At 67.3% G+C, this 21,277-nt stretch carries 18 protein-coding genes; 10 read left to right on the forward strand and 8 right to left on the reverse strand.

The features are described from left to right. Positions 1-65 precede the first annotated feature (65 nt). From ASD13_RS01460 to ASD13_RS01470, 3 genes are read right to left on the reverse strand one after another with little or no spacing between them, the layout of a single operon-like run. The gene (locus ASD13_RS01460) at positions 66-2,012 is read right to left on the reverse strand and encodes a YhgE/Pip domain-containing protein (protein WP_055865010.1); all 1,947 of its coding nucleotides are present in this window, start codon (positions 2,010-2,012) and stop codon (positions 66-68) included. Next, positions 2,009-2,779: an ATP-binding cassette domain-containing protein gene (locus tag ASD13_RS01465; protein ID WP_200935149.1), complete on the reverse strand. Its 771-nt coding sequence runs from the start codon at positions 2,777-2,779 to the stop codon at positions 2,009-2,011. The genes ASD13_RS01460 and ASD13_RS01465 overlap by 4 nt, the downstream gene beginning before the upstream one ends. A gap of 52 nt (positions 2,780-2,831) precedes the next feature. After that, positions 2,832-4,115 carry a metal-dependent hydrolase family protein gene (locus ASD13_RS01470; RefSeq protein ID WP_055865012.1) on the reverse strand — a complete coding sequence of 428 codons (1,284 nt, stop codon included), beginning with the start codon at positions 4,113-4,115 and terminating at the stop codon, positions 2,832-2,834. A 197-nt stretch (positions 4,116-4,312) separates the two neighbouring features. Between ASD13_RS01470 and ASD13_RS01475 the strand changes: the two genes are divergently transcribed. The 3 genes from ASD13_RS01475 to ASD13_RS01485 all read left to right on the forward strand — a co-directional run bounded on the left by ASD13_RS01475 (position 4,313) and on the right by ASD13_RS01485 (position 7,638). Continuing rightward, a complete protein-coding gene (locus tag ASD13_RS01475; RefSeq protein WP_055865014.1) occupies positions 4,313-4,561 on the forward strand; it encodes a LapA family protein in 249 nt (82 codons plus the stop codon). A gap of 117 nt (positions 4,562-4,678) precedes the next feature. After that, positions 4,679-6,274, forward strand: coding sequence for a helix-turn-helix transcriptional regulator (locus tag ASD13_RS01480; protein WP_055865017.1), 1,596 nt, complete (start codon positions 4,679-4,681; stop codon positions 6,272-6,274). A gap of 41 nt (positions 6,275-6,315) precedes the next feature. Next, complete coding sequence (locus tag ASD13_RS01485) at positions 6,316-7,638, forward strand: threonine/serine ThrE exporter family protein (RefSeq protein WP_162246274.1); 1,323 nt, start codon at positions 6,316-6,318, stop codon at positions 7,636-7,638. Between the two features lie 199 nt (positions 7,639-7,837). Here ASD13_RS01485 and nrdF read toward each other — a convergent pair whose 3' ends face one another. From nrdF to nrdH, 4 genes are read right to left on the reverse strand one after another with little or no spacing between them, the layout of a single operon-like run. Then, positions 7,838-8,815, reverse strand: a complete 978-nt coding sequence (gene nrdF / locus ASD13_RS01490) for a class 1b ribonucleoside-diphosphate reductase subunit beta (protein ID WP_017828866.1) — start codon at positions 8,813-8,815, stop codon at positions 7,838-7,840. 47 nt (positions 8,816-8,862) lie between these two features. After that, on the reverse strand, positions 8,863-11,007 hold the full coding sequence (nrdE, locus tag ASD13_RS01495) for a class 1b ribonucleoside-diphosphate reductase subunit alpha (RefSeq protein WP_055865022.1): 2,145 nt from the start codon (positions 11,005-11,007) through the stop codon (positions 8,863-8,865). Beyond that, positions 11,004-11,438 carry a class Ib ribonucleoside-diphosphate reductase assembly flavoprotein NrdI gene (gene nrdI, locus ASD13_RS01500; RefSeq protein WP_055865024.1) on the reverse strand — a complete coding sequence of 145 codons (435 nt, stop codon included), beginning with the start codon at positions 11,436-11,438 and terminating at the stop codon, positions 11,004-11,006. Before nrdI ends, nrdE begins: the two co-directional genes overlap by 4 nt. A gap of 6 nt (positions 11,439-11,444) precedes the next feature. Beyond that, positions 11,445-11,678, reverse strand: coding sequence for a glutaredoxin-like protein NrdH (nrdH, locus tag ASD13_RS01505; RefSeq protein ID WP_017828869.1), 234 nt, complete (start codon positions 11,676-11,678; stop codon positions 11,445-11,447). 436 nt (positions 11,679-12,114) lie between these two features. Between nrdH and ASD13_RS01510 the strand changes: the two genes are divergently transcribed. From ASD13_RS01510 to ASD13_RS01535, 6 genes are all read left to right on the forward strand, one after another. Beyond that, complete coding sequence (locus ASD13_RS01510) at positions 12,115-13,278, forward strand: MFS transporter (protein ID WP_055865028.1); 1,164 nt, start codon at positions 12,115-12,117, stop codon at positions 13,276-13,278. After that, on the forward strand, positions 13,275-14,192 hold the full coding sequence (locus ASD13_RS01515) for a sugar kinase (RefSeq protein WP_055865031.1): 918 nt from the start codon (positions 13,275-13,277) through the stop codon (positions 14,190-14,192). Before ASD13_RS01510 ends, ASD13_RS01515 begins: the two co-directional genes overlap by 4 nt. A gap of 56 nt (positions 14,193-14,248) precedes the next feature. Next, entirely contained in the window at positions 14,249-15,007 is a 759-nt protein-coding gene (locus ASD13_RS01520) for an alpha/beta fold hydrolase (RefSeq protein ID WP_055865034.1), read from the forward strand. Further along, positions 15,004-16,164, forward strand: coding sequence for an acyl-CoA dehydrogenase family protein (locus ASD13_RS01525; RefSeq protein WP_055865037.1), 1,161 nt, complete (start codon positions 15,004-15,006; stop codon positions 16,162-16,164). The genes ASD13_RS01520 and ASD13_RS01525 overlap by 4 nt, the downstream gene beginning before the upstream one ends. 84 nt (positions 16,165-16,248) lie before the next feature. Then, positions 16,249-16,716 (forward strand): Lrp/AsnC family transcriptional regulator, encoded by a 468-nt coding sequence (locus tag ASD13_RS01530; RefSeq protein ID WP_017828874.1) that lies wholly within the window; start codon positions 16,249-16,251, stop codon positions 16,714-16,716. Next, positions 16,713-18,107, forward strand: coding sequence for an aspartate aminotransferase family protein (locus ASD13_RS01535; protein WP_055865040.1), 1,395 nt, complete (start codon positions 16,713-16,715; stop codon positions 18,105-18,107). Before ASD13_RS01530 ends, ASD13_RS01535 begins: the two co-directional genes overlap by 4 nt. 28 nt (positions 18,108-18,135) lie before the next feature. On the opposite strand, the gene ASD13_RS01540 is transcribed toward ASD13_RS01535, so the two are convergent. Continuing rightward, positions 18,136-19,677, reverse strand: a complete 1,542-nt coding sequence (locus ASD13_RS01540; protein WP_082531413.1) for a PucR family transcriptional regulator — start codon at positions 19,675-19,677, stop codon at positions 18,136-18,138. A gap of 102 nt (positions 19,678-19,779) precedes the next feature. Here ASD13_RS01540 and ASD13_RS01545 point away from each other — a divergent pair, with 102 nt between their 5' ends. Next, positions 19,780-21,264: a CoA-acylating methylmalonate-semialdehyde dehydrogenase gene (locus ASD13_RS01545; RefSeq protein ID WP_055865043.1), complete on the forward strand. Its 1,485-nt coding sequence runs from the start codon at positions 19,780-19,782 to the stop codon at positions 21,262-21,264. Positions 21,265-21,277: the final 13 nt, after the last annotated feature.

The following is a 21,277-nucleotide window of genomic DNA, read 5'->3' on the forward strand; positions in this document are numbered from 1 at the left end:
CTACGAAGAGATCGGACGGATGAAGTGGGATGAGATGGCAGGACGTGTCGCGCGGGTGACTCCTCCTATACCTCGACCGGCGGGTAGAGGCGGTCCATGTTGTATTGGCGGTTCCTCCGTGCGGCCCACGTGGAGATCGCGAGGAAGACCACGGTGAGAAGTGCGATCGTGCCGATCGCCACCCACAGCCGGTAGTCGGCGCCCCCGAGGATCATGAACCGGAGTCCGGTGACGGTGGCCGTCATGGGATCGATCCAGTGGATGTACTGGAAGGGCAGCGTCGTCACCGCGACCGGGTACACGCCTCCGGCTGAGGTGAGCTGGACCATGAGGAAGGCGAGCGTGAGCACGCGTCCGACGGCTGGTCCGAGCACGGCGTTGAACATCTGGATCATGGCCATGAACATCGCGACCATCAGCAGCATGAAGCCGAACGTGCCCCAGGGGTTGGCGTACTCCATCCCCAGACCGAACCGCACGACCAGGTACAGGATCGTCGCCTGCAGGAAGCCGATCGCCAGCGTCGGCGCATACGACGCGAGAACGGTGCGGAAGGACCCGAGCCCTTGAGCCAGCGGACGCGCCTGCAACGGAGTGAACAGCATCCACGCGATGATGCCGCCGACGAAAAGCGCGAGCCCGAAGAAGAAGGGAGCGAAACCGTAGGCGAATGTCTTGGCCTCGTTGTTCGTGACCTGCTTCATCACGACGGGATCGGCCAGCGTCTTGATGAAGCTCGACTGCTGATCGCTGTTCCACGAGGGGATCAGCTTCATGCCCGACTCGACACCGCTGGCGAGTTCCGCGGTGCCGGCGACGAGCGCGGGCATGTTCGCGGAGATCTCGTTCGCACCGTCGCTGAGCTGCACCAGGCCGCCCGCGAGCTGGTCGGCGCCGGATCGGAGTTCGTCGGCCTTCGCCGTGACCTGGTTCAGCGTGTTGTTGATGCCGCCGGACTCGACCGCGCGCAGGATCACGTTGACACGGCTGCTCGGGTTGTCGAACTCGCCGGCCAGGACGTCGACGTCGTTGCGCAGCCGATCGAAGGCGATGGACACCTCTTGCCCGACGTTGCTCTGCTCGATCGAGCGCTGCACATTCTCCAGGCGCTCGGCGAGCGCATCGTCTCCGCCGGCGCGCACGTCGTCGATCACCGCCTGCAGATCCGCCCGTGCCCGCGCGTTCGCATCGGCGATGCCGGCCAGAGCACCGTCGAGCGTGTCGGTGCTGGTGCGGATCGCTGCGGCGAACTGCTGCAGCTCTCCCGTGGTCAGACCGTTCGCGCTGACCGCTCTCTCCACCTGACCGACGGCACCGTCCACATCGGTGACGAGTTCATCGAGCGCGGCGGAGAGCGTCCCTGCGCCGGACTTCGCGGTGACCAGACCTGCCGCGAGCTGATCGGCGCCGGTGCTGAGCTGGTCGACCCCGGAGTTGAGGGTCTCGATTCCTGCGGCGGCCTGCCGGATCGTGGGCAGCTCCCCCTTGATCCCGGTCACGACGGCGAGGAACACCTGCTCACCCACCTGCGCCGTGACGTCGTTGATGACCTCGGCCGCCGCATCCTGACCGATCACCGTCGACAGGTAGTTGTTGGCGTCGTTGTACGTGAAGATCAGGTCGGCTTGGCGAGGATCACCAGACGCCGCCGAGGCGATCGCCTCGCTGAAGTCGGCGGGAATCGTGATCGTGAACGCGTACCTCCCGTGCTCGAGGCCCGCGGTGCCTTCGGCCTCATCGACGACGTGCGTCTGGAGTTGCCCCGAAGCGACGATCCCCTGCACGACCTGGGTACCGGCATCGAGCGGCTCGCCCATGGCATCGGCGCCCTCGTCGAGGTTGACGATCGCGACGGGGAGGTTGTTCACGTTGCCGAACGGGTTCCAGAACGCCCAGAGGTACAGGGCGCCGTACAACAGCGGCATCAGGATGATGACGACGACGGCGAGGCGCGGCATGCGGCCGCGGTAGTAGCGCTTGAAGTCGCTGCCGGGTGAGAATGCGGCGATCATCGGCCGGTGACCTCTCGTTCCAGGACCGCGAATTCGTGGTCGGTGAGGTTGTGGACCTCGATCACGTCGGTGATCCCGTCCTGCATCTCGACTCCGTTGACATCGGCCATGATGACCGTCTGCTCGGCACCGAGAGCGATGAGGCGTTCACGGAGTCGCTGAGATCCTTCGATGCTGGCGAGCGTGTCGACGCCGCCGACGACCAGCAGCGGGGGCTTTCGGATGTTCGCGACCGCGATGCGGAACAGTGCTGCCGTGAACTCCGGGAGCTCCTCGACCATCGCATCCATCGTCGGCAGCGAATACTCCCCGAACACGGGTCGGCAGATGCGCTCGAGGTCGGCGTCGGTCGACTGGGGCACCCATTGGTACCACTTGGCCGCCCAACGCACCTGTTCCGTCACGATGTCGTGCACGCGAATGGTCTGCGGGATCCCGTCCACTTCGTCGATGTTGGCGATCGCCGCTCGGTCGAAGAGATGATGCGGGGCGTCGACGCGTCCGAAGGCCTCCAGCTGACCGGTGGTGGGCTTCATCCGTCCGGCCAACGTCAGCAGGAGCGCCTGTCGACCACGTCCTCCCGCACCCACCAGCACCGTGACGCCTCCGGCTCGCACCGTGAGATCGACGGGACCGTAGATGTGCCCCCACGAGGCGTCGACACCGATGCCGGTCGCCGTGATCAACACCTCGCCGAAAGAATCGCTGTGTCCGCTGCGGGTGCCGGGCTCACCGGCGGTGCCGCCCTCTTCCGTCGGAGCTGTCATCGCTTCTCCCCTTCGATTCGCTCTGAGATTCCCGATCGGCGTCGACATGGTCTCAGGCCTCGTTCTTGACGATCTGGCCGGATTTGACGATCAGGGCGAAGTTCGTGTCGGGGTCGGCGATGAGCGAGAGGTCCGCGATCGGGTCTCCGTCGACGAGGATCAGGTCCGCCCATGCCCCCTCGGCGATCACGCCGAGCTTCGCCCCGCGATAGGTGTTGCGCTCACCCGCGAGTTCGAAAAGCGCCGCGTTGCCGGAGGTGAGCATCGTGAGGGCCTCGGCATTGCTGTAGAAATCACCCAGGCGGGCGGCCATGACGCTCTGGCGCGGCGCCGACTGCGGCTCGAGAAGCAGATCGGTCCCCCATGCCGTCTTCACGCCGTGCTGCCTCGCCCATCCGTACACTTCATCGGTGCAGTGACAGATCTCGGTGTTCTTGGCAGCGCGCACAGGGTCGGGATAGTGATGGTCGTCCTCGGCGAACGGCTGCATCGAGAGCCATGCTCCCTTCTCGGCGATGAGTGCGATCGTCGCCTCGTCGGCGAGGTGACCATGCTCGATCGAGGTGACGCCGGCGTCGAGAGCACGCACGATCCCCGCGGGCGTGTAGACATGGGCGGCGACGTAGGTGCCGTAGTCCGTCGCCGCCTGGACTGCGGCTCGGATCTCATCCGGGGTGTACTGCAGGGTGTTGAGCGGGTCGTACATCGACGCCGCTCCCCCACCGAGAGTGAGCTTGATCTGGCTCGCCCCCATCTTGAGCTGCTCCCTGACGGCGGCCAGAACACGCGGCACACCGTCCGCGACGCGGGTGAAGTGGATGTCCTCGGTGCGACTCGGCGCGCCTCCGAACTCCTCGGGCACGTCGTAGACGAACGAGAAGTCGGCGTGGCCCGAGGTCTGCGAGATCATCGCCTGGCTGGGGAAGATCCGGGGGCCTTCGAAGACTCCGCGGTCGATGAGCGACTTGACCGGGGCGGTATCGCCGCCCATGTCCCGCACCGTCGTGAACCCGCGCAGCAGCATCCGCTTCGCCTCGGCGATGGTGTTTCCGTAAAGCGCGCCGGTGGGTCCCTGAAGGAACTCCATCATGCTGTTGGCGTTCCCCATCAGGTGCACGTGCGCATCGCTCAGCCCCGGCATCAGGAAGCGTCCCCTGGCATCGATCTCGATGACCCCGTCGGAGGCGTCGCCGGCGACGGGAGCCGAGGACACCCCGACGACGTGCGATCCTTCGATCAGGACGTCGACGTTGTCCTGCGTCTTCGCGTTCACGCCGTCGAAGACGCGAGCATTGCGGATGATCATCCTCTGCGGTGCATTCGTCCCTGGGGTCATGGCCGTGACACTATGACGCGGCCCGGCCACGGCCGTGCTTCCCGCAGAGATTTCCCCCGCCTCGTCATTCGGGTGATGACCCCGTTCACCCTCTGCCCTTCACCCGGCTCTCATCCCTCTCGTGGTGTGCCGCGAAAGGTGAGTAGTCTCCTCCCTGGAGCGGTCCGCGAGCGCGCGACAGCAGGAGGAGGAGACGTATGCCTGAGAAGGAACATTCGAAGAGCGACGTGGATCAGCCGAACAGGACGAACGGCGCGAAGGCGATCATCGCGATCATCATCGCCATCGCCGCACTCTCCTTCGTGTTCTCGAACGTCGCTCCCGCGACTCTCCGGTTCCTCTTCCTCGAGTTCACGATGCCTGCCTGGGGCTGGTTCCTCGCAGTGCTGGCGGCCGGCGTCGTGATCGGCTCCCTCTTCCCGTGGCTGCGTCCGCGGAAGAAGTGACGTGGCCTCCCACCGCGGTCCGTGCGCCGGCCCCGAATCCACGACTCGACCGAACCTCCGCCGTCTCGCCGCCGGACGCGCCGCAGCCGTGACCGCGCGTCCGAACTGAGTCCGCCGATGCCACAGAACACACGCGGCACCTCGGCGCGCGGCGAATCCATGAACCTGACGGACAGTGCGCGAGCGATCGACGCGTTGCGAAGCGCCGTGCAGTCGAAGAACGACGAGAGGGTCGCGCACGCGGCCATGATGAACATCTGGCCGTTGTACAGCGTGCACGCGGCCGAGCTGGTGGAGGCCGTCGAGGGGCTTCCCTCGCCCGTGCTGGAGCGGTATCCCGTGCTGCGCATCCTGCACCGCATGACACCGGTCCTGGCGCGCACCAGCCGTCCGTTCAAACCCCTCATCTATCCCGATGATGCTCGGAATATGAGCCCGGACGAACTCGATATCTTCACGCTCGTGCAGATGGTCGCGTTCCGGCTCAGCGGAGACGTCGCAGCGGCCATGATCTATGCCCGTCGTCTGCAGGATCGCATCGTGCAGATCCGCGTCGAGTCCCGCGAGCGCCCCGACGGACCGCTCTGGTTCTACCACCAGCAGATCGGATCGACGCTCCTCGCCGCCGGGGAGACCGCCGCGGCCCTCCTCGAGTTCACGACGGCCCGCGACCTGGGAAGACTGTCCCCCCAGGCCGACGCCGAGCGCATGGCGCTGGGCCGCACCGCGCTCGCCCACGCTGTTCGCGGGTCTCTCGACGACGCGGAGAGCACCCTCGACGAGATCGCCCTGCTGCCGCAGGTCACGCATGCCCATGCGGCCTCGACGATGATGACGGAGCGGTGCGCGAGGGCCCTGCTCGCCGTCGATCAGATGGCACCGGAGGCGGGTGCGCTTCTGAGCCGGCTCGAGACCTACGACAGCATCGAGCTCACCTGGCCTTTCGCGCTGCTTGCGCGCACGCGTCACCTGTTGGCCCTGCAGCACCCCGACGATGCCGTCGAGGCCGTCAGTTTGGCGCGCGACGCGCACCCCGACCAGCACGGGTCGTTCGCGACCGATGTCATCAACGCGGTGTCGATCGAAGCTCTCTGGTCGATCGGCGACACGACCTCGGCGCGTCGGCTCGCCGACTCATCCGCCCGCTCCGGAGTGCTCAGCCGCATGGCGATCATCCGGCACGCACTCCTGGAATCCCGACTCGACACCGCTGCCGCGGGGTTGCGCCAGATGTCCGCCGCACGGTCGCTGGGACCGGGGCAGCGTGCGGAGGCCACGCTCCTGTCGGCGTGGTTGGAGTGCGCCCTCACCGATGGCGTCGCCGCGGAGACCGCCGCCCAGGTCGCGCGGATCGCGTCGCGCCCCGGGAAGCGCCGACTCATCTCCACGATGCCGCTCCAGCTGATCGAGCGCGTGCGGGAGCGCCTCTCGCCCGAGGATGCGGTCGCCTTCTCCGCACTCACCGGCGGTCTCGACTCCGCCGACCACCCTCGTCGCCCCGCGCTCACCGCGAGCGAGATCCGGGTACTCCATGCCCTCCCTCTGCACGCCACGACCGCGGAGATCGCCGCAGCGCTGTATGTCTCGCCGAACACGATCAAGTCCCAGCTGAGATCCCTCTACCGCAAGCTCGGATGTTCGACGCGCGACGACGCGATCAGCATCGCCTCCCGGCTGCGCCTGCTGAACACCGAGACCTCGAACCGGCCATGATGGCACCACCCGTGCGTGCGACGAACTCGGACCCCGGGATCATGAGTCGCGCTCGGGGCGCGCTGCAGGCGCTGCGCCCGCGGGCCGCGACCGCGGACACGGACGCGCCCGATGTCGGCGTGACCGCGATGCTGGGAGAACTCGGCGCAGCGCTCCTGGCCGCGTCGCAGGCGACGAGCGATGTGGAGGAGACGCTCGACCGGCTCGCCCGGCAGTACGATCGCGCCGATCTCCGTGTCTTCGTCCTCCCGACGATCGTCATGGTCGAGGATCCGCGCAGGGCATCGTCGCAGACCTCTCTGTTCGCCGCAGACGGCACCGCGCTGCGCCTCGATCAGGTGGATGCCGTCGAGAGGCTCGTTCGTCAGGCGTCGCAGAGCACGCCGTCTCCGCAGGATGTCGTGGCGCGGCTCAGCGCGATCCGATCGGCACCCCCGCGCTTCGGACCGGTGCTCACCGTGTTCGGGTACACCCTGCTCACGGTCGGGTTCGGACTCGTGCTCAATCCGACCCTCACCGCTCTCCCGGTGTATGTGCTGCTCGGGGTGGTCGTGGGCTCGATCGTCCTCATCGGCGCCCGCGTCGCCACGCTGTCGCTGATCCTGCCCGTGCTGACCGCCTTCTCGGTGACGCTCCTGATCTCCGTGCTCGTGCGCCCTCTGGTGCACGACGACGTGCTCCGTCTCGTCGCGCCGTCCTTGGTGTCGTTCCTTCCAGGACTCACTCTCACCATCGCCGCCGTGGAACTCACCTCAGGGCAGATGATGGCGGGGGCGAGCCGCCTGGTATCCGGTATCGCCCGGCTCGGCCTCCTCGCTTTCGGGGTGTACGCGGGCATCTCGCTGGCAGGCGAGCCGCCTCCTCCCACCACCGCACCTGTGCAGCTCGGGGCGTGGGCACCGTGGGCGGGCATCGTTCTGGTCGCCCTCGGCTACTACCTCTACTCCGCTGCTCCGCGACGCTCCCTCATGTGGATCCTCTATGCGCTGGTCGTCGCCTACTCCGCGCAGCTTCTGGGCGATGCGCTGGTGGGAGCCGAGATGTCGGGACTCGTCGGCGCCCTGATCGTCATCCCCGCCGTCATGCTCGCCGGGCGCCTCGCGGCGTCACCCTCGACCGCGGTCATGCTCACGTGCGCGTACTGGCTCCTGGTGCCGGGCGCAATGGGATTCATCGGGCTCAGCGAGGCCGCCTCGGGCACGTCGGGCGCCACGGACACCATCCTGCGGACCTTCGGCTCGCTCACGGCGATCGCGATCGGGATGCTGCTGGGCGCGGGTCTGAGTCGCGACGTCATGGCGATGTCGCGCGGATGGCGACAGGCGCGGCGTCGCGGCGGCCGCGATGCGCACGACCGATCGTGACCTGCCTGATGCCGCTGCTGGCCGTGCAGGCAGCCCGACCCCGTCAAGAACCACTTCGGGTTGAGAAGGTAGCCGAGAGCAATCGCATCTGGAGTCCCGCCCTCGCTCGAAAATACAAAAGGCCCCGGCCGGCCGCTCGTGGTGAGCAGCCGGCCGGAGCCTTTGGTACGTCAGCGAATCCGGTGCCGACGCGACGGACTCAGAAGTCCCAGTCGTCGTCTTCCGTGGCCTCGGCCTTGCCGATCACGTACGACGAGCCCGACCCCGAGAAGAAGTCGTGGTTCTCGTCGGCGTTCGGCGAGAGCGCCGACAGGATCGCCGGGTTCACGTTCGTGACGCTGGAGGGGAACATCGCCTCGTAGCCCAGGTTCATGAGGGCCTTGTTGGCGTTGTAGTGCAGGAACTTCTTGACGTCTTCGGTCAGACCGACGCCGTCGTAGAGGTCCTGCGTGTACTGCACCTCGTTGTCGTAGAGCTCGTACATGAGCGAGAACGTGTAGTCCTTGAGCTCATCGCGGCGCTCCTGGGTCTCGTTCTCGAGCCCCTTCTGGAACTTGTAGCCGATGTAGTACCCGTGCACGGCCTCGTCACGGATGATGAGGCGGATCAGGTCGGCCGTGTTCGTCAGCTTCGCCTTCGAGGACCAGTAGATCGGCAGGTAGAAGCCCGAATAGAACAGGAAGGACTCCAGCAGGGTGGAGGCCACCTTGCGCTTGAGCGGGTCGTCGCCCTGGTAGTAGTCCATGATGATCTGAGCCTTCTTCTGAAGGTTCGGGTTCTCGGTGGACCAGCGGAACGCCTCGTCGATCTCCTTCGTCGACGCGAGCGTCGAGAAGATCGAGGAGTAGCTCTTCGCGTGCACCGACTCCATGAACGCGATGTTCGTGTAGACGGCCTCTTCGTGAGGCGTGATCGCGTCGGGGATCAGCGACACCGCGCCCACGGTGCCCTGGATCGTGTCGAGCAGCGTGAGACCGGTGAACACCCGCATGGTGAGCAGCTGCTCGTCGGGGGTGAGCGTGTTCCACGACTGCACGTCGTTCGACAGCGGCACCTTCTCGGGCAGCCAGAAGTTGTTCACCAGACGGTTCCAGACCTCGAGGTCTTTGTCGTCCTGGATGCGGTTCCAGTTGATCGCCTGCACACTGGAGACCAGCTTGAGTCTTTCGGGAGTCATTTTCTTCGTCGTTTCTCGGGATTCAGAGTTCTCAGGTCAACAACAGGTCAGAGCATGCACGAGACGCACTCGGCCATGTCGGTGCCCTCGAGCGCCAGCTGACGCAGGCGGATGTAGTAGATCGTCTTGATGCCCTTGCGCCATGCGTAGATCTGCGCCTTGTTGATGTCACGCGTGGTGGCGGTGTCCTTGAAGAACAGCGTCAGCGACAGGCCCTGGTCGACGTGCTGCGTGGCCGCGGCGTACGTGTCGATGACCTTCTCGTAGCCGATCTCGTACGCGTCCTGGTAGTACTCCAGGTTGTCGTTCGTCATGAACGCCGCCGGGTAGTAGACGCGACCGAGCTTGCCTTCCTTGCGGATCTCGATCTTCGACGCGATCGGGTGGATCGACGACGTCGAGTTGTTGATGTACGAGATCGAACCGGTCGGCGGCACGGCCTGCAGGTTCTGGTTGTAGATGCCGTGCTTCTGGATCGACGCCTTCAGCTCAGCCCAGTCGTCCTGCGTCGGGATGTGCTTGCCGGCGAAGAGCTCCTTGACCTTCTCGGTCGCGGGGACCCAGGCCTGGTCGATGTACTTGTCGAAGAACTCGCCCGATGCGTAGGTCGAGTCCTCGAACCCGTCGAACGTGGTGCCGCGCTCGATGGCGAGGTTGTTCGACGCACGCAGCGCGTGGAACAGCACCGTGTAGAAGTAGATGTTCGTGAAGTCGATGCCCTCTTCGGAGCCGTAGTACACGTGCTCGCGAGCGAGGTACCCGTGCAGGTTCATCTGGCCGAGGCCGATCGCGTGAGAGCGGTCGTTGCCGTCTTCGATCGAGCGCACCGAGCCGATGTGGCTCTGGTCGCTCACTGCGGTGAGAGCGCGGATCGCCGTCTCGACGGTCTGTCCGAGGTCGTCGGCGTCCATCGACAGCGCGATGTTCATCGAGCCGAGGTTGCAGGAGATGTCCTTGCCGATGTTGTCGTACGACAGGTCGGCGTTGTACGTGGTCGGCGTGTTCACCTGCAGGATCTCGCTGCAGAGGTTGGACATGTTGATCCGACCCTTGATCGGGTTGGCCTTGTTCACCGTGTCTTCGAACATGACGTACGGGTAGCCGGACTCGAACTGGATCTCGGCGACGGTCTGGAAGAACTCGCGCGCGTTGATCTTGGTCTTCTTGATGCGCGGGTCGTCGACCATCTCGCGGTACTTCTCGGTGACCGAGATGTCGCCGAACGGAACGCCGTAGACCTTCTCGACGTCGTACGGCGAGAACAGGTACATGTCCTCGTCGTTCTTTGCGAGCTCGAACGTGATGTCCGGCACAACGACGCCCAGGGACAGCGTCTTGATGCGGATCTTCTCGTCGGCGTTCTCGCGCTTGGTGTCGAGGAAGCGCATGATGTCGGGGTGGTGGGCGTTGAGGTACACCGCGCCGGCGCCCTGACGCGCACCGAGCTGGTTGGCGTAGCTGAAGCTGTCTTCGAGGAGCTTCATCACCGGGATGATGCCCGAGGACTGGTTCTCGATCTGCTTGATCGGCGCACCCGACTCGCGGATGTTCGACAGCAGCAGGGCGACGCCGCCGCCGCGCTTGGAGAGCTGCAGGGCGGAGTTGATTCCGCGGGCGATCGACTCCATGTTGTCTTCGATGCGCAGCAGGAAGCAGCTGACGAGTTCGCCGCGCTGCGCCTTGCCGGCGTTGAGGAAGGTCGGGGTGGCCGGCTGGAAGCGGCCGGAGATGATCTCCTCGACGAGGGCGACGGCGAGCTTCTCATCGCCGTCTGCGAGTCCGAGGGCGGTCATGACGACACGGTCTTCGAAGCGCTCGAGGTAGCGCTTGCCGTCGAACGTCTTGAGCGTGTAGCTCGTGTAGTACTTGAACGCGCCGAGGAAGGTCTCGAAGCGGAACTTCTTGCCGTAGGCGAGGTCGTTGAGCTTCTGGATGAACTCCATCGAGTACTTCTCGATGACGGCACCCTCGTAGTACTCCTTCTCCACGAGGTAGTCCAGGCGCTCCTTGAGCGAGTGGAAGAACACCGTGTTCTGGTTCACGTGCTGCAGGAAGTACTCCCGTGCGGCGCGCTTGTCGGCGTCGAACTGGATCTTGCCGTCCGCGTCGTACAGGTTGAGCATCGCGTTGAGGGCGTGATAGTCGAGACCCTCATAGGAGGGGTTCGCCTTGAATGCCGCTGTCTCGGTCACTGAAGCTGCCACCGTCGTTCCAATCCGTCGCTCACGCGATCCACATCGTCTTGTGTGCCGAAGATCTCGAGCCGATACAAGTGAGGCACGTTGCACTTGCGGCTGATGATGTCGCCGGCGAGGCAGAACGCCTCGCCGAAGTTGGTGTTGCCCGCGGAGATCACGCCGCGGATGTGACGCCGGTTGCGCTCGTCGTTGAGAAACCGGATCACCTGTTTCGGAACGGCGCCCTTCTCGACGCCGCGCCCTGCTCCCCCGCCGTAGGTGGGGGTGACCAGCACGAAGGGCTCGTCGATGACGAGGTCTTCTTCGTGCCGGTGGAGGGGGATGCGTCGGGACGGGAGCCCGAGCTTCTCGATGAACCGCGCGGTGTTACCCGAGACGCTCGAGAAGTAGATCAGGAGCGGCGCTGCGGTCGCGACGGCGCTCATGGGGCGTCACGCCAGACGGGAGGCGAGTTCGTCGATCTTGTCGGGACGGAAGCCCGACCAGTGACCCTCGTCGGTGACGACGACGGGTGCCTGCATGTAGCCGAGCGCCTTGACCTGCTCGAGCGCCGTCGGGTCTTCCGACAGGTCGAGGATCTCGTACTCGATGCCCTTGGCATCCAGGGCACGGTAGGTGGCGTTGCACTGAACGCAGGAAGGCTTTGTGTAGACCGTGATCGACATCTTTTTCGTAACCCCTCAAATCTCTGGCCTGCTTCTCATCAGGCTGTTTCCCGGTAGACCCCTGCCGGGACTTCAATACTACATATGGGGACCGACATTGGGGGCGACCACAAGGGGTAGTAGTTACATCCTTGTAGTTATCCACCGTTCTCTACAGATACAACACAGGTTCTCCACCGTTTCTTCCACAGGCAGAGGCCCCGTACGGGGACACTCGAACCGCAGGAAATCGCGGCTGGGAAGCACCCGTGAGCGATCTGTCCACAGGGGCGACCATACGAGGGGCTTCGGACATTCCGAGACCTGTGGAAACTCCCTCTCGGCGTGTCGGCGGCGTGTCGCATCCGTACCCGCTTCGACGCTCCCCGCCGGGTGCCGGTACCGTTGTCTGGTGGCGGGATATCGGGATCTTCTTCGCACGCCGGGAGTGGCGCGCATGATCGCTGCTCAGCTGACGGCGCGCTTCCCCAACGGGATGATGTCGCTGGCGATCCTGCTGCATGTCGAGCAGCAGACGGGGTCTTACGGATCTGCCGGTCTGGTGCTCGCCGCGACCAGTGTGGGGCAGGCGATCGCCGGCCCCATCACCAGCCGGTGGATGGGCGTCTGGGGCATGCGTCGCGTGATCACCCTCACCCTGTCGGTATGCGTCGTGGCGGTGCTGTGCCTCGCCCTGCTCCCGCTCGAAGTACCGGGGTACATGGCGCTCGGGATGGTCGCGGGCCTCTCCACTCCGCCGGTCCAGGCCGCGGTCCGCACGATCTACCCCAAGCTCGTGAACTCGTCGAACCTCACCCCGTTGTTCTCCCTCGACGCCTCGCTGCAGGAGATCATCTGGGTGCTGGCCCCCGTCGTGATCACGCTCGTCTCCACTCAGATCGGCACCGCGGAGGGACTGCTGTTGGTGGCGATCATCCTCGTCGGCGGCGGAGCGTGGTTCATCCTCTCCCCCGAGGTCGGGCGCGTGCGCATCCCGCGCAGTCGCAACGCTCTCGGCAAGGTCGTGCTCAAGCCGCCCGTGCTGCTGGCGACCGTGATCGGCTTCCTCCTGATCGGGGCCTGCGCCGCCGTGGAGGTCGGCGTGGTCGCGACGTTCGAGCACGGAAGCCTCGCCGCCGGTCTCGTGCTCGCCGTGTTCTCGGCCGGAAGCCTCGCCGGCGGTCTGGCGTTCGGACACATCCCCATCGGGCCGTGGGCCATGGCGCGCCGCCTGCTGATCGTGACGATCGGGCTCGGCCTGACGATGGTCATGCTCAACGTCTTCTGGCTGGGCGGCACCCTGATCCTCGCCGGCATCGGCATCGCCCCCGCCCTCGCCGTGCTCTTCGCCATCACCTCGGCCAGCGTGAAGTTCAGCGAGACCGCTGAGGCGTTCGGATGGGCAGGCACCGGTCAGCTCATCGGCGCCGCGGCAGGATCCGCCGTCGCCGGCTTCCTCGTCGATGTCGGCGACTGGCGCGGTGCGTACCTCGCCGCCACGATCTTCGCCGCGGTCGGGCTCCTCGTCGCCGTCGTCTTCGTCCGCTCCTTCCCCGACCTGCGTCACCGCGACGCGAGCCCGCATCCCGACACCGAACCCCTGGCGGTCACCCCCTCATGAGCTCCTCCTCCTCGACCTCTGCCCCCGAGATCGTCTGCATCGGCGAGACCATGGCGCTGATCACCCCGACGGACGCCCGGCTGGCCGATGCCGCCGCGGCGACGATCGGTCTCGCCGGCGCGGAGTCCAACGTGGCTGCCGGCGCGGCCTCCACCGGGCACCGCGTCGCCTGGGCATCGCGTCTGGGCGCTGACCCCCTCGGCGACCGCGTCGCCACCGAGCTCGAGCACCGAGGCGTGGAGCTGTGGATCGACCGCGATGCCACCGCGCCGACCGGAGTCATGTTCAAGGATCCGGGAGCGGAGTCGTCCTCCGTCTACTACTACCGTCAGGGATCAGCCGCTTCCCGCATGGAGCCGGGATTCCTCACGACCGCGCAGCTCCAGGGCGTGCGGATCGTGCACACCACCGGGATCACCCCCGCGCTCTCCGCGTCGTGTCGCGAGATGGTCGATCGGCTCTTCAACGACGCACGCGCGGCAGGCGCTCTCGTGTCGTTCGACGTGAACGACCGTCGTCCGCTGTGGAGCACTCAGGAGGCGGCCGAGACTCTCGCCCGCCTCGCGGACGCCGCGGACATCACCTTCGTCGGCCGCGACGAGGCCGAACGCATCTGGGGCACGGCGACGCCGGCCGAGATCCGCGCATTCCTCCCGAACTGCGCGCTGCTGGTCGTCAAGGACGGCGACGTCGGCGCCACCGCCTTCGACGGCGACGCCGAACCGGTGTTCGTCCCCGCCCCCGTGGTCGACGTCGTCGAACCGGTCGGCGCAGGCGACGCGTTCGCCTCCGGATTCCTGGCGGCCACCCTCGAGGGAGCCGACCTCGCCGCATGCCTGTCCGCCGGCCACGCGGCCGCCGAGCGCGTGCTGACGATCGCTGCCGACCTTCCGCCGCTGGTGACGCTCAGCTGAACGCCGCGGGCTCCCCCGCCAGGACGACCCCGCTCCCCCGGTCGTAGGCTGGTGACATGCCCGCACCGCTCACTCTGCCCCGTATCTCGTGGGGTTCCCCGTCGGCATCCCGGCGAGCGCTTCTGGTTCACGGCCTCGGGTCGTCCGGCGCTCTGATGTGGCGTCTCGGCGACGCTCTCGCCGATGCGGGATGGCACGCGACAGCCGTGGATCTGCGAGGTCACGGCGACGCGCCGCGCTCCCTGGACTACTCGGTCGCCGCATACGGTGTCGACCTCGCCGTCACGCTCCCCGAAGGCGGCGGCGCCTGGGACGCAGTCATCGGCCACTCGCTCGGCGGCGCCGCCAGCACGGTCGCCGCAGCATCCGCTGCGGAATGGACGCGGCGTCTCGTGCTCATCGATCCCGCGATCCACGTGGACGGACGCGATGCGGCGATCGTCCGCCGCAGCCAGGAGCGCGCATTCGCCGACACCCGGCTCGAGGTCGTGCAGCAGGAGCATCCGCACTGGCATCCGCAGGATCAGGAGCTCAAGGTCGACGCCGTCCTGCGCGCGAGCGCCTGGGCCGTGGAGCAGACCAGCGCCCAGAACCAGCCCTGGGACGTGCGCGCCGAGGCCGCGCGGCTGCGCGTGCCCACGCACGTGATCGGCGCCGACCCCGCTGTCTACAGCATCTTCACGGGTGCTCTCGCCGACGAGGTCCTCGCCGCGAACCCCTTGATCTCCCTGTCGATCGTCGAGGGTGCGGGGCACTCCCTGCACCGCGATCGCCCGGAGGAATCCGTCCGTCAGCTTCTGGAGGCACTGGCATGAGCACGTTCGATCCCGCGGAGTTCCTCGCCGACGACCTTCTCGAGCGCATCCGCGAGCGCGCACCGATCCATGACCGCGAGAACACCTTCCCCGCGCAGGACCTCGACGAGCTGCGGGCCGCGGGATACCTGTCGATCCTGGTGCCGACCGCGCGCGGGGGCGCCGGACTCGGACTCGCCGAAGCCGCGATCCTGCAGCAGCGTCTCGCGGGTGCCGCACCGGCGACCGCCCTGGCCGTCAACATGCACCTCGTGTGGACGGGCGTCGCCAAGGTCTTCTCCGACCGCGGCGTACCAGGACTGGAGTTCGTGCAGGATGGCGCGGTCGCGGGCGAGGTCTTCGCGTTCGGCATCAGCGAGGGCGGCAACGACCTGGTGCTGTTCGGCAGCGACACCGCAGCCGTGCCCGATGGCGACGGCGGATACTCCTTCACCGGCACCAAGATCTTCACCTCCCTCGCCCCGGTGTGGACGCGACTGGGCCTGCACGGGCTCGACACCACGAGCCCCGACGCGCCCCAGCTCGTGTTCGCCTTCATCGAGCGGACGGATTCGGTCACCACCTCCGACGACTGGGACACCCTCGGCATGCGCGGCACGCAGAGTCGCACCACGCGGCTGAACGGCGCCGTCGCCGATGCCGCGCACGTGGTGCGCCGTATCGACCCGGGTCCCAGCCCCGACCCCATCGTGTTCGGCATCTTCTCGGTCTTCGAGATCCTGCTCGCGTCCGTCTACACAGGCATCGCCCGCCGAGCACTGGAACTCGCCGTCACGACGGCGCAGAAGCGGCACTCGAAGAAGACGGGTCTCGCCTACAGCCAGGATCCCGACATCCGCTGGCGCATCGCCGACATGGCGATCGCCTACGACGCGCTGCCGCCGCAGATCGCCGCGCTCGCACGCGATGTGGACGACCGTGTCGATCACGGCGCGCGGTGGTTCCCGCTGCTCTCCGGCGTCAAGCACCGCGCGATCACGATGGCCAAGCATGTCGTCGACGAGGCGATGCTCGTCGCCGGCGGCGGGTCGTACTTCTCCGCCAACGAGCTCTCCCGCCTCTACCGCGACGTGCTGGCCGGGGCGTTCCACCCCTCCGACCCCGAATCCGCGCACTCCACCGCGGCGAGCGCGTGGTTGGGCCCTCTCGAAAGCTGAGTTTTTCTGCCGATTCCGCTGGACGAATGGCCATATTCTGCGAAATCGGTTGCCGAGAGCATCGTGGAGTGCGAGGATCGCACCATGAGTCCGGCGAAGAAGCACCCTTCCCTCGATGCGGTCTCGAAGACGATCGTCGAGCTGCTCCAAGAGGACGGCCGTCGTTCCTACTCCGAGATCGGCCGCACCGTGGGGATGAGCGAGGCGGCCGTGCGCCAGAGGGTGCAGCGGCTGACCGAGTCCGGTGTCATGCAGATCGTCGCCGTCACCGATCCGATGCAGCTGGGCTTCCATCGCCAGGCCATGATCGGCGTGCGCGTGTCCGGCGATGCCCGCCGCGTCGCCGAGGCGATCGCCGCGATCGACGCCGTGGACTACGTCGTCATCACGGTCGGCTCCTTCGATGTCCTCGCCGAGGTGGTCTGCGAGGACGATGACGACCTGCTCGCACTGATCAACGACGTGATCCGCCCGATCGAGGGCGTCCTCTCCACCGAAACCTTCATATACGCCAAGCTGCAGAAGCAGCTCTACAACTGGGGGACCAGATGAGCATCGCACGCACCATCCCGTCGGAATCCGAGCTGCAGACGATGGCGAAGGATCATCTCTGGATGCACTTCACCCGGCAGTCCACGATGGCCGAGTCTGGTGTGCCCATCATCGTCAAGGGCGAGGGTCATCGGATCTGGGACGCCAAGGGCAAGGAGTACTTCGACGGCCTCGCCGGACTCTTCGTCGTGAACGCCGGTCACGGTCGGCGCCGACTGGCCGAGGCCGCGGCGGCACAGGCGTCCGAGCTGGCGTTCTTCCCGCTGTGGTCGTATGCGCACCCGGCGGCGATCGAACTGGCCGACCGCCTCGCGGACGAGGCACCCGGCGACCTGAACAAGGTCTTCTTCTCCACCGGTGGCGGCGAGGCGGTCGAGACCGCCTTCAAGCTCGCCAAGCACTACTGGAAGCTGCAGGGGAAGCCCGCCAAGCACAAGGTCATCTCGCGCGCGGTGGCGTACCACGGCACCCCGCAGGGCGCTCTGGCGATCACCGGCATCCCGGCGATGAAGTCGATGTTCGAACCGGTCACCCCCGGCGGCTTCCGCGTGCCGAACACCAACTTCTACCGCGCGGCCGAGATGGGCGGGCCCGCCGATGACCTCGAGGCCTTCGGCCGGTGGGCGGCCGACCGCATCGAGGAGATGATCCTCTTCGAAGGGGCCGACACCGTGGCCGCGGTCTTCCTCGAGCCCGTGCAGAACTCCGGCGGATGCTTCCCGCCCCCTCCCGGCTACTTCGCCCGCGTGCGCGAGATCTGCGACCGCCACGACGTGCTGCTCGTCTCGGACGAGGTCATCTGCGCCTTCGGCCGCCTCGGTCACACGTTCGCGTGCACGGGTCTGGGCTACGTGCCCGACATGATCACGTGCGCCAAGGGCATGACGAGCGGCTACTCCCCCATCGGAGCGACGATCGTCAGCGACCGCATCTACGAGCCCTTCTCGAAGGGCGACATGTCCTTCCCGCACGGCTACACCTTCGGCGGACACCCGGTCTCGGCCGCGGTCGCGCTGGAGAACCTCGCGATCTTCGACGAGGAGGGGCTGAACGCGCACGTGCGTGAGAACTCCCCGCTGTTCCGCTCCGAGCTCGAGAAACTGCTCGATCTGCCGCTGGTCGGCGACGTGCGCGGCGACGGGTACTTCTTCGGCATCGAGCTCGTGAAGGACAAGGCGACCAAGGAGACCTTCGACGACGCCGAGTCGGAGCGGCTGCTGCGCGGTTTCCTCTCCCCCGCCCTGTTCGAAGCCGGTCTGTACTGCCGTGCGGATGACCGCGGCGACCCCGTGATCCAGCTCGCACCGCCGCTCACCGTCGGGCCTTCGGAGTTCCGCGAGATCGAGCAGATCCTGCGGGATGTGCTCACGCGCGCGCAGTCGGTCCTCTGACCGTCGCGGAGACGGCACGGCGCGAAGGTCACACGACCGGCGCCGCGCTCCGCTTCGCCAACAGCGCGAGGTAGAGCGCGGCGAGGGTCTCCCCGTCGTCGAGATCCACATCGAGCAGGTCGCCGATCAGCGTGAGGCGCTGGTAGAAGACGGAGCGTGAGAGGTGGCTCGCGGCTGCGGCGGCCGAGCGGTTGCCGGGGTGTGCCACGAGCGCCGCCAGCACATCGAGCAGGTCGCCACGGCGCTCGCGGTCGTGCGTCACGAGCGGCGCCAGCATCCGCTCGCTGTGTGCGAGCAGGCGATGGTCGTCGCGCAACGAGGCGACGAAGCGCTCGAGCGGACGGTCGTCCACGCGCCGCACGCGCGGACCGCCATCCGAACGGTCGCTGGCCGCCAGATCGCGCGCGGCCCGCAGCGAGGCGAGCAGACCCAGCACCTCCTCCGCAGGGGGCCCGACGAAGACCGTGCGGTCAGGACCGACGAGGCTCGCGACGAGCGCATCCGACAGCGGAACGGATGCCGGCAGCGACAGCAGTGCGACATCGTCGTCACCCACCCGCGCGGCGACCACCGCGACCCCGAGCTGCGCCGCGCGGTGCGCAAGGTGCACCGCAGGTTCCGTGCCACGTGCCACGATGCCGTGGCAGTGCCGCCCCGCGAGCAGGAAGCCGCTGGCCGCGAGGCGGGCCTCGATGTCATCCGGACTCGCGAACCGCGCGCCGAGCAGGTCGTCGATGAGGCCGCGCTGTGCAAGCAGCGACCACTCGGAATCACCGCCGTCCGCGAGGCACCCGAAGGCGAGGGCCGTGGCCCCCTGTTCGAGCACGGTGAGCCGGCCGGCCGGATGCGCGGGTCCGGGGAGCGCGAGCAGGGTCCCCCACCGCACGCCGCGCGCCTGGACGGGAACACGGTCGGCGGAGCGCAGCATTCCCAGCGCCTGGGCCACCGGCATCCGCAGGGTCTCGTGCGCTATCACCTCCCGCGCCAGGTTCTCCAGCACGACGGGTGCGCCGAGCGCCCGCGCCGTCTCGGCGACGACGATGTCGGCCGGGGCTCCCCGCAGGCTCAGCGCCGTGAAGAGTTCGTGCAGGTGCTGGCGTTCGCGCAGCGCCATGGTCTGCGCGGCGATCAGCGCGCGGTGCACGGTCTCGGTGACGGCGACGAACTTGACCTCGCTGGTCAGTGCGATCAGCGCGAGCCCGCGCTCCGCGCACACCTCGACGACGGCATCCGGGATGCGCGCCTGGCCGGAGCCGAGCTCGACCACGATGCCCGCGACCCCGGCCTGGTGCAGTCCCTGGGCGAAAGCACGCAGCTCCGCCGCAGCGGTCGGCCAGCCGGCCCCGGTGCTGAGCAGGAGTTCCCCGCCGTCGAGCAGACGGGCGACACCGGCGCTGTCGGACACGTGCACCCAGCGCACGGCGGCATCGAGCGCACTGCCGCCGACGATCAGCTCGGGAGCGCCCGCCTGCAGCACGGGCTCTGCGAGCACATCGGCGACCGTGAGGAGCGCGTCACCGCGTGTCGGACGATCTGTCCGGATGAAGCGGAAGTCCTGACGTTCTGACATCACGATCAGCTCCCTCGCTCTGTGATCATTGAGGAGCACAAGCCTATCGAACACCGGTCAGAGTGTTCGAGCCCCGCATTCTTCAGCCCTCGGAGGAACATCGTGGACATCGTCCGTCACGTCATCAACGGCACGGAGACCGCCGAAGCGGCCCGCACCGGTCAGATCTTCGACCCCGCAACGGGTCAGGTGTCCAAGCAGGTCGCCTTCGCATCGGCGGCCGAGGTGGAGACCGCGATCGCCGCGGCTGCGGCCGCCCTGCCGGCCTGGCGCGAGACGAGCCTGATCAAACGCGCCGACGTGTTCTTCCGCCTTCGCCAGCTGTTGAAGGAGCGCACGCCCGAGCTGGCCGCGATCGTCACCTCCGAGCACGGCAAGGTGCTCTCGGATGCCGCCGGCGAGGTGTCGCGCGGCATCGAGAACGTCGAGTTCGCGGCCGGACTCGTGCACCTTCTCAAGGGCGAGCGCAGCGAGCAGGTCTCGCGCGGTGTCGACGTGCACTCGGTCAAGCAGCCGGTCGGCGTCGTCGCCGCGATCACCCCGTTCAACTTCCCCGTGATGGTGCCGCTGTGGATGGTGGCCTCGGCCATCGCCTGCGGCAACACGGTCGTGCTCAAGCCGAGCGAGAAGGACCCGTCCGCCGCGGTGTGGCTCGCGAAGCTCTTCACCGAGGCCGGCCTCCCCGACGGCGTGCTCAACGTCGTCCACGGCGACAAGGAGGCCGTGGACGCGATCCTCGACTCCTCCAGGGTCGACGCCGTCAGCTTCGTCGGCTCCACCCCGATCGCACGCTCGATCTACCAGCGCGCCTCGTCCGCCGGCAAGCGCGTGCAGGCCCTCGGCGGCGCCAAGAACCACATGGTCGTCATGCCCGACGCCGACATCGATGCGGCCGCAGACGCCGCGGTCTCCGCCGCCTACGGCTCCGCCGGCGAGCGCTGCATGGCCGTCTCGGTGCTGGTCGCGGTGGGCGACATCGCCGATGACCTGGTCTCCGCCATCGCCTCGCGCATCGACGGGCTGAAGATCGGCGCCGGCACGGATGCCGAAAGCGAGATGGGTCCGCTCATCACCCGCGAGCACCGCGACAAGGTCGCCTCCTATGTCACCGGCGCCGAAGCCGAGGGCGCGACGGTCGTCGTCGACGGCACGCAGAAGCAGTTCGACTCCGAGGGCTTCTTCCTCGGCGTCAGCCTGATCGACCAGGTCGCCCCCGGCATGAAGGTCTACGACGACGAGATCTTCGGCCCGGTGCTGTCGGTCGTGCGCGTCGAGACCTACGCCGAGGCGGTGGCCCTCGTGAACGCGAACGCCTACGGCAACGGCACCGCGATCTTCACCCGAGACGGCGGCACCGCCCGTCAGTACGAGTTCGACATCGAGGTCGGCATGGTCGGGGTCAACGTACCGATCCCGGTGCCGATCGGCGCCTACTCGTTCGGCGGATGGAAGGACTCGCTGTTCGGCGACTCCCACATCTACGGCCCCGAGTCGGTGCACTTCTACACGCGCTCCAAGGTCGTCACGACCCGCTGGCCCGATCACACCCCGTCGCAGATCGACCTCGGCTTCCCGAGCAACCACTGACAGGAGCGACCAC

This window comes from Microbacterium sp. Root1433D1 (assembly GCF_001426835.1).
In the GTDB taxonomy this organism is placed as follows: domain Bacteria; phylum Actinomycetota; class Actinomycetes; order Actinomycetales; family Microbacteriaceae; genus Microbacterium; species Microbacterium maritypicum.

What these genes read in the sequence shown, in the direction of transcription:
- nrdI (WP_055865024.1), bottom strand. Translation starts at nt 11,438, where the DNA reads ATGAGCGCCGTCGCGACCGCAGCGCCGCTCCTGATCTACTTCTCGAGC.
- ASD13_RS01515 (WP_055865031.1), top strand. Translation starts at nt 13,275, where the DNA reads ATGAGCTCCTCCTCCTCGACCTCTGCCCCCGAGATCGTCTGCATCGGC.
- ASD13_RS01520 (WP_055865034.1), top strand. Translation starts at nt 14,249, where the DNA reads ATGCCCGCACCGCTCACTCTGCCCCGTATCTCGTGGGGTTCCCCGTCG.
- ASD13_RS01470 (WP_055865012.1), bottom strand. Translation starts at nt 4,115, where the DNA reads ATGACCCCAGGGACGAATGCACCGCAGAGGATGATCATCCGCAATGCT.
- ASD13_RS01465 (WP_200935149.1), bottom strand. Translation starts at nt 2,779, where the DNA reads ATGACAGCTCCGACGGAAGAGGGCGGCACCGCCGGTGAGCCCGGCACC.
- ASD13_RS01485 (WP_162246274.1), top strand. Translation starts at nt 6,316, where the DNA reads ATGAGTCGCGCTCGGGGCGCGCTGCAGGCGCTGCGCCCGCGGGCCGCG.
- ASD13_RS01540 (WP_082531413.1), bottom strand. Translation starts at nt 19,677, where the DNA reads ATGTCAGAACGTCAGGACTTCCGCTTCATCCGGACAGATCGTCCGACA.
- ASD13_RS01460 (WP_055865010.1), bottom strand. Translation starts at nt 2,012, where the DNA reads ATGATCGCCGCATTCTCACCCGGCAGCGACTTCAAGCGCTACTACCGC.
- nrdH (WP_017828869.1), bottom strand. Translation starts at nt 11,678, where the DNA reads ATGTCGATCACGGTCTACACAAAGCCTTCCTGCGTTCAGTGCAACGCC.
- ASD13_RS01510 (WP_055865028.1), top strand. Translation starts at nt 12,115, where the DNA reads ATGATCGCTGCTCAGCTGACGGCGCGCTTCCCCAACGGGATGATGTCG.
- ASD13_RS01535 (WP_055865040.1), top strand. Translation starts at nt 16,713, where the DNA reads ATGAGCATCGCACGCACCATCCCGTCGGAATCCGAGCTGCAGACGATG.
- ASD13_RS01475 (WP_055865014.1), top strand. Translation starts at nt 4,313, where the DNA reads ATGCCTGAGAAGGAACATTCGAAGAGCGACGTGGATCAGCCGAACAGG.
- ASD13_RS01530 (WP_017828874.1), top strand. Translation starts at nt 16,249, where the DNA reads ATGAGTCCGGCGAAGAAGCACCCTTCCCTCGATGCGGTCTCGAAGACG.
- nrdF (WP_017828866.1), bottom strand. Translation starts at nt 8,815, where the DNA reads ATGACTCCCGAAAGACTCAAGCTGGTCTCCAGTGTGCAGGCGATCAAC.
- ASD13_RS01525 (WP_055865037.1), top strand. Translation starts at nt 15,004, where the DNA reads ATGAGCACGTTCGATCCCGCGGAGTTCCTCGCCGACGACCTTCTCGAG.
- ASD13_RS01480 (WP_055865017.1), top strand. Translation starts at nt 4,679, where the DNA reads ATGCCACAGAACACACGCGGCACCTCGGCGCGCGGCGAATCCATGAAC.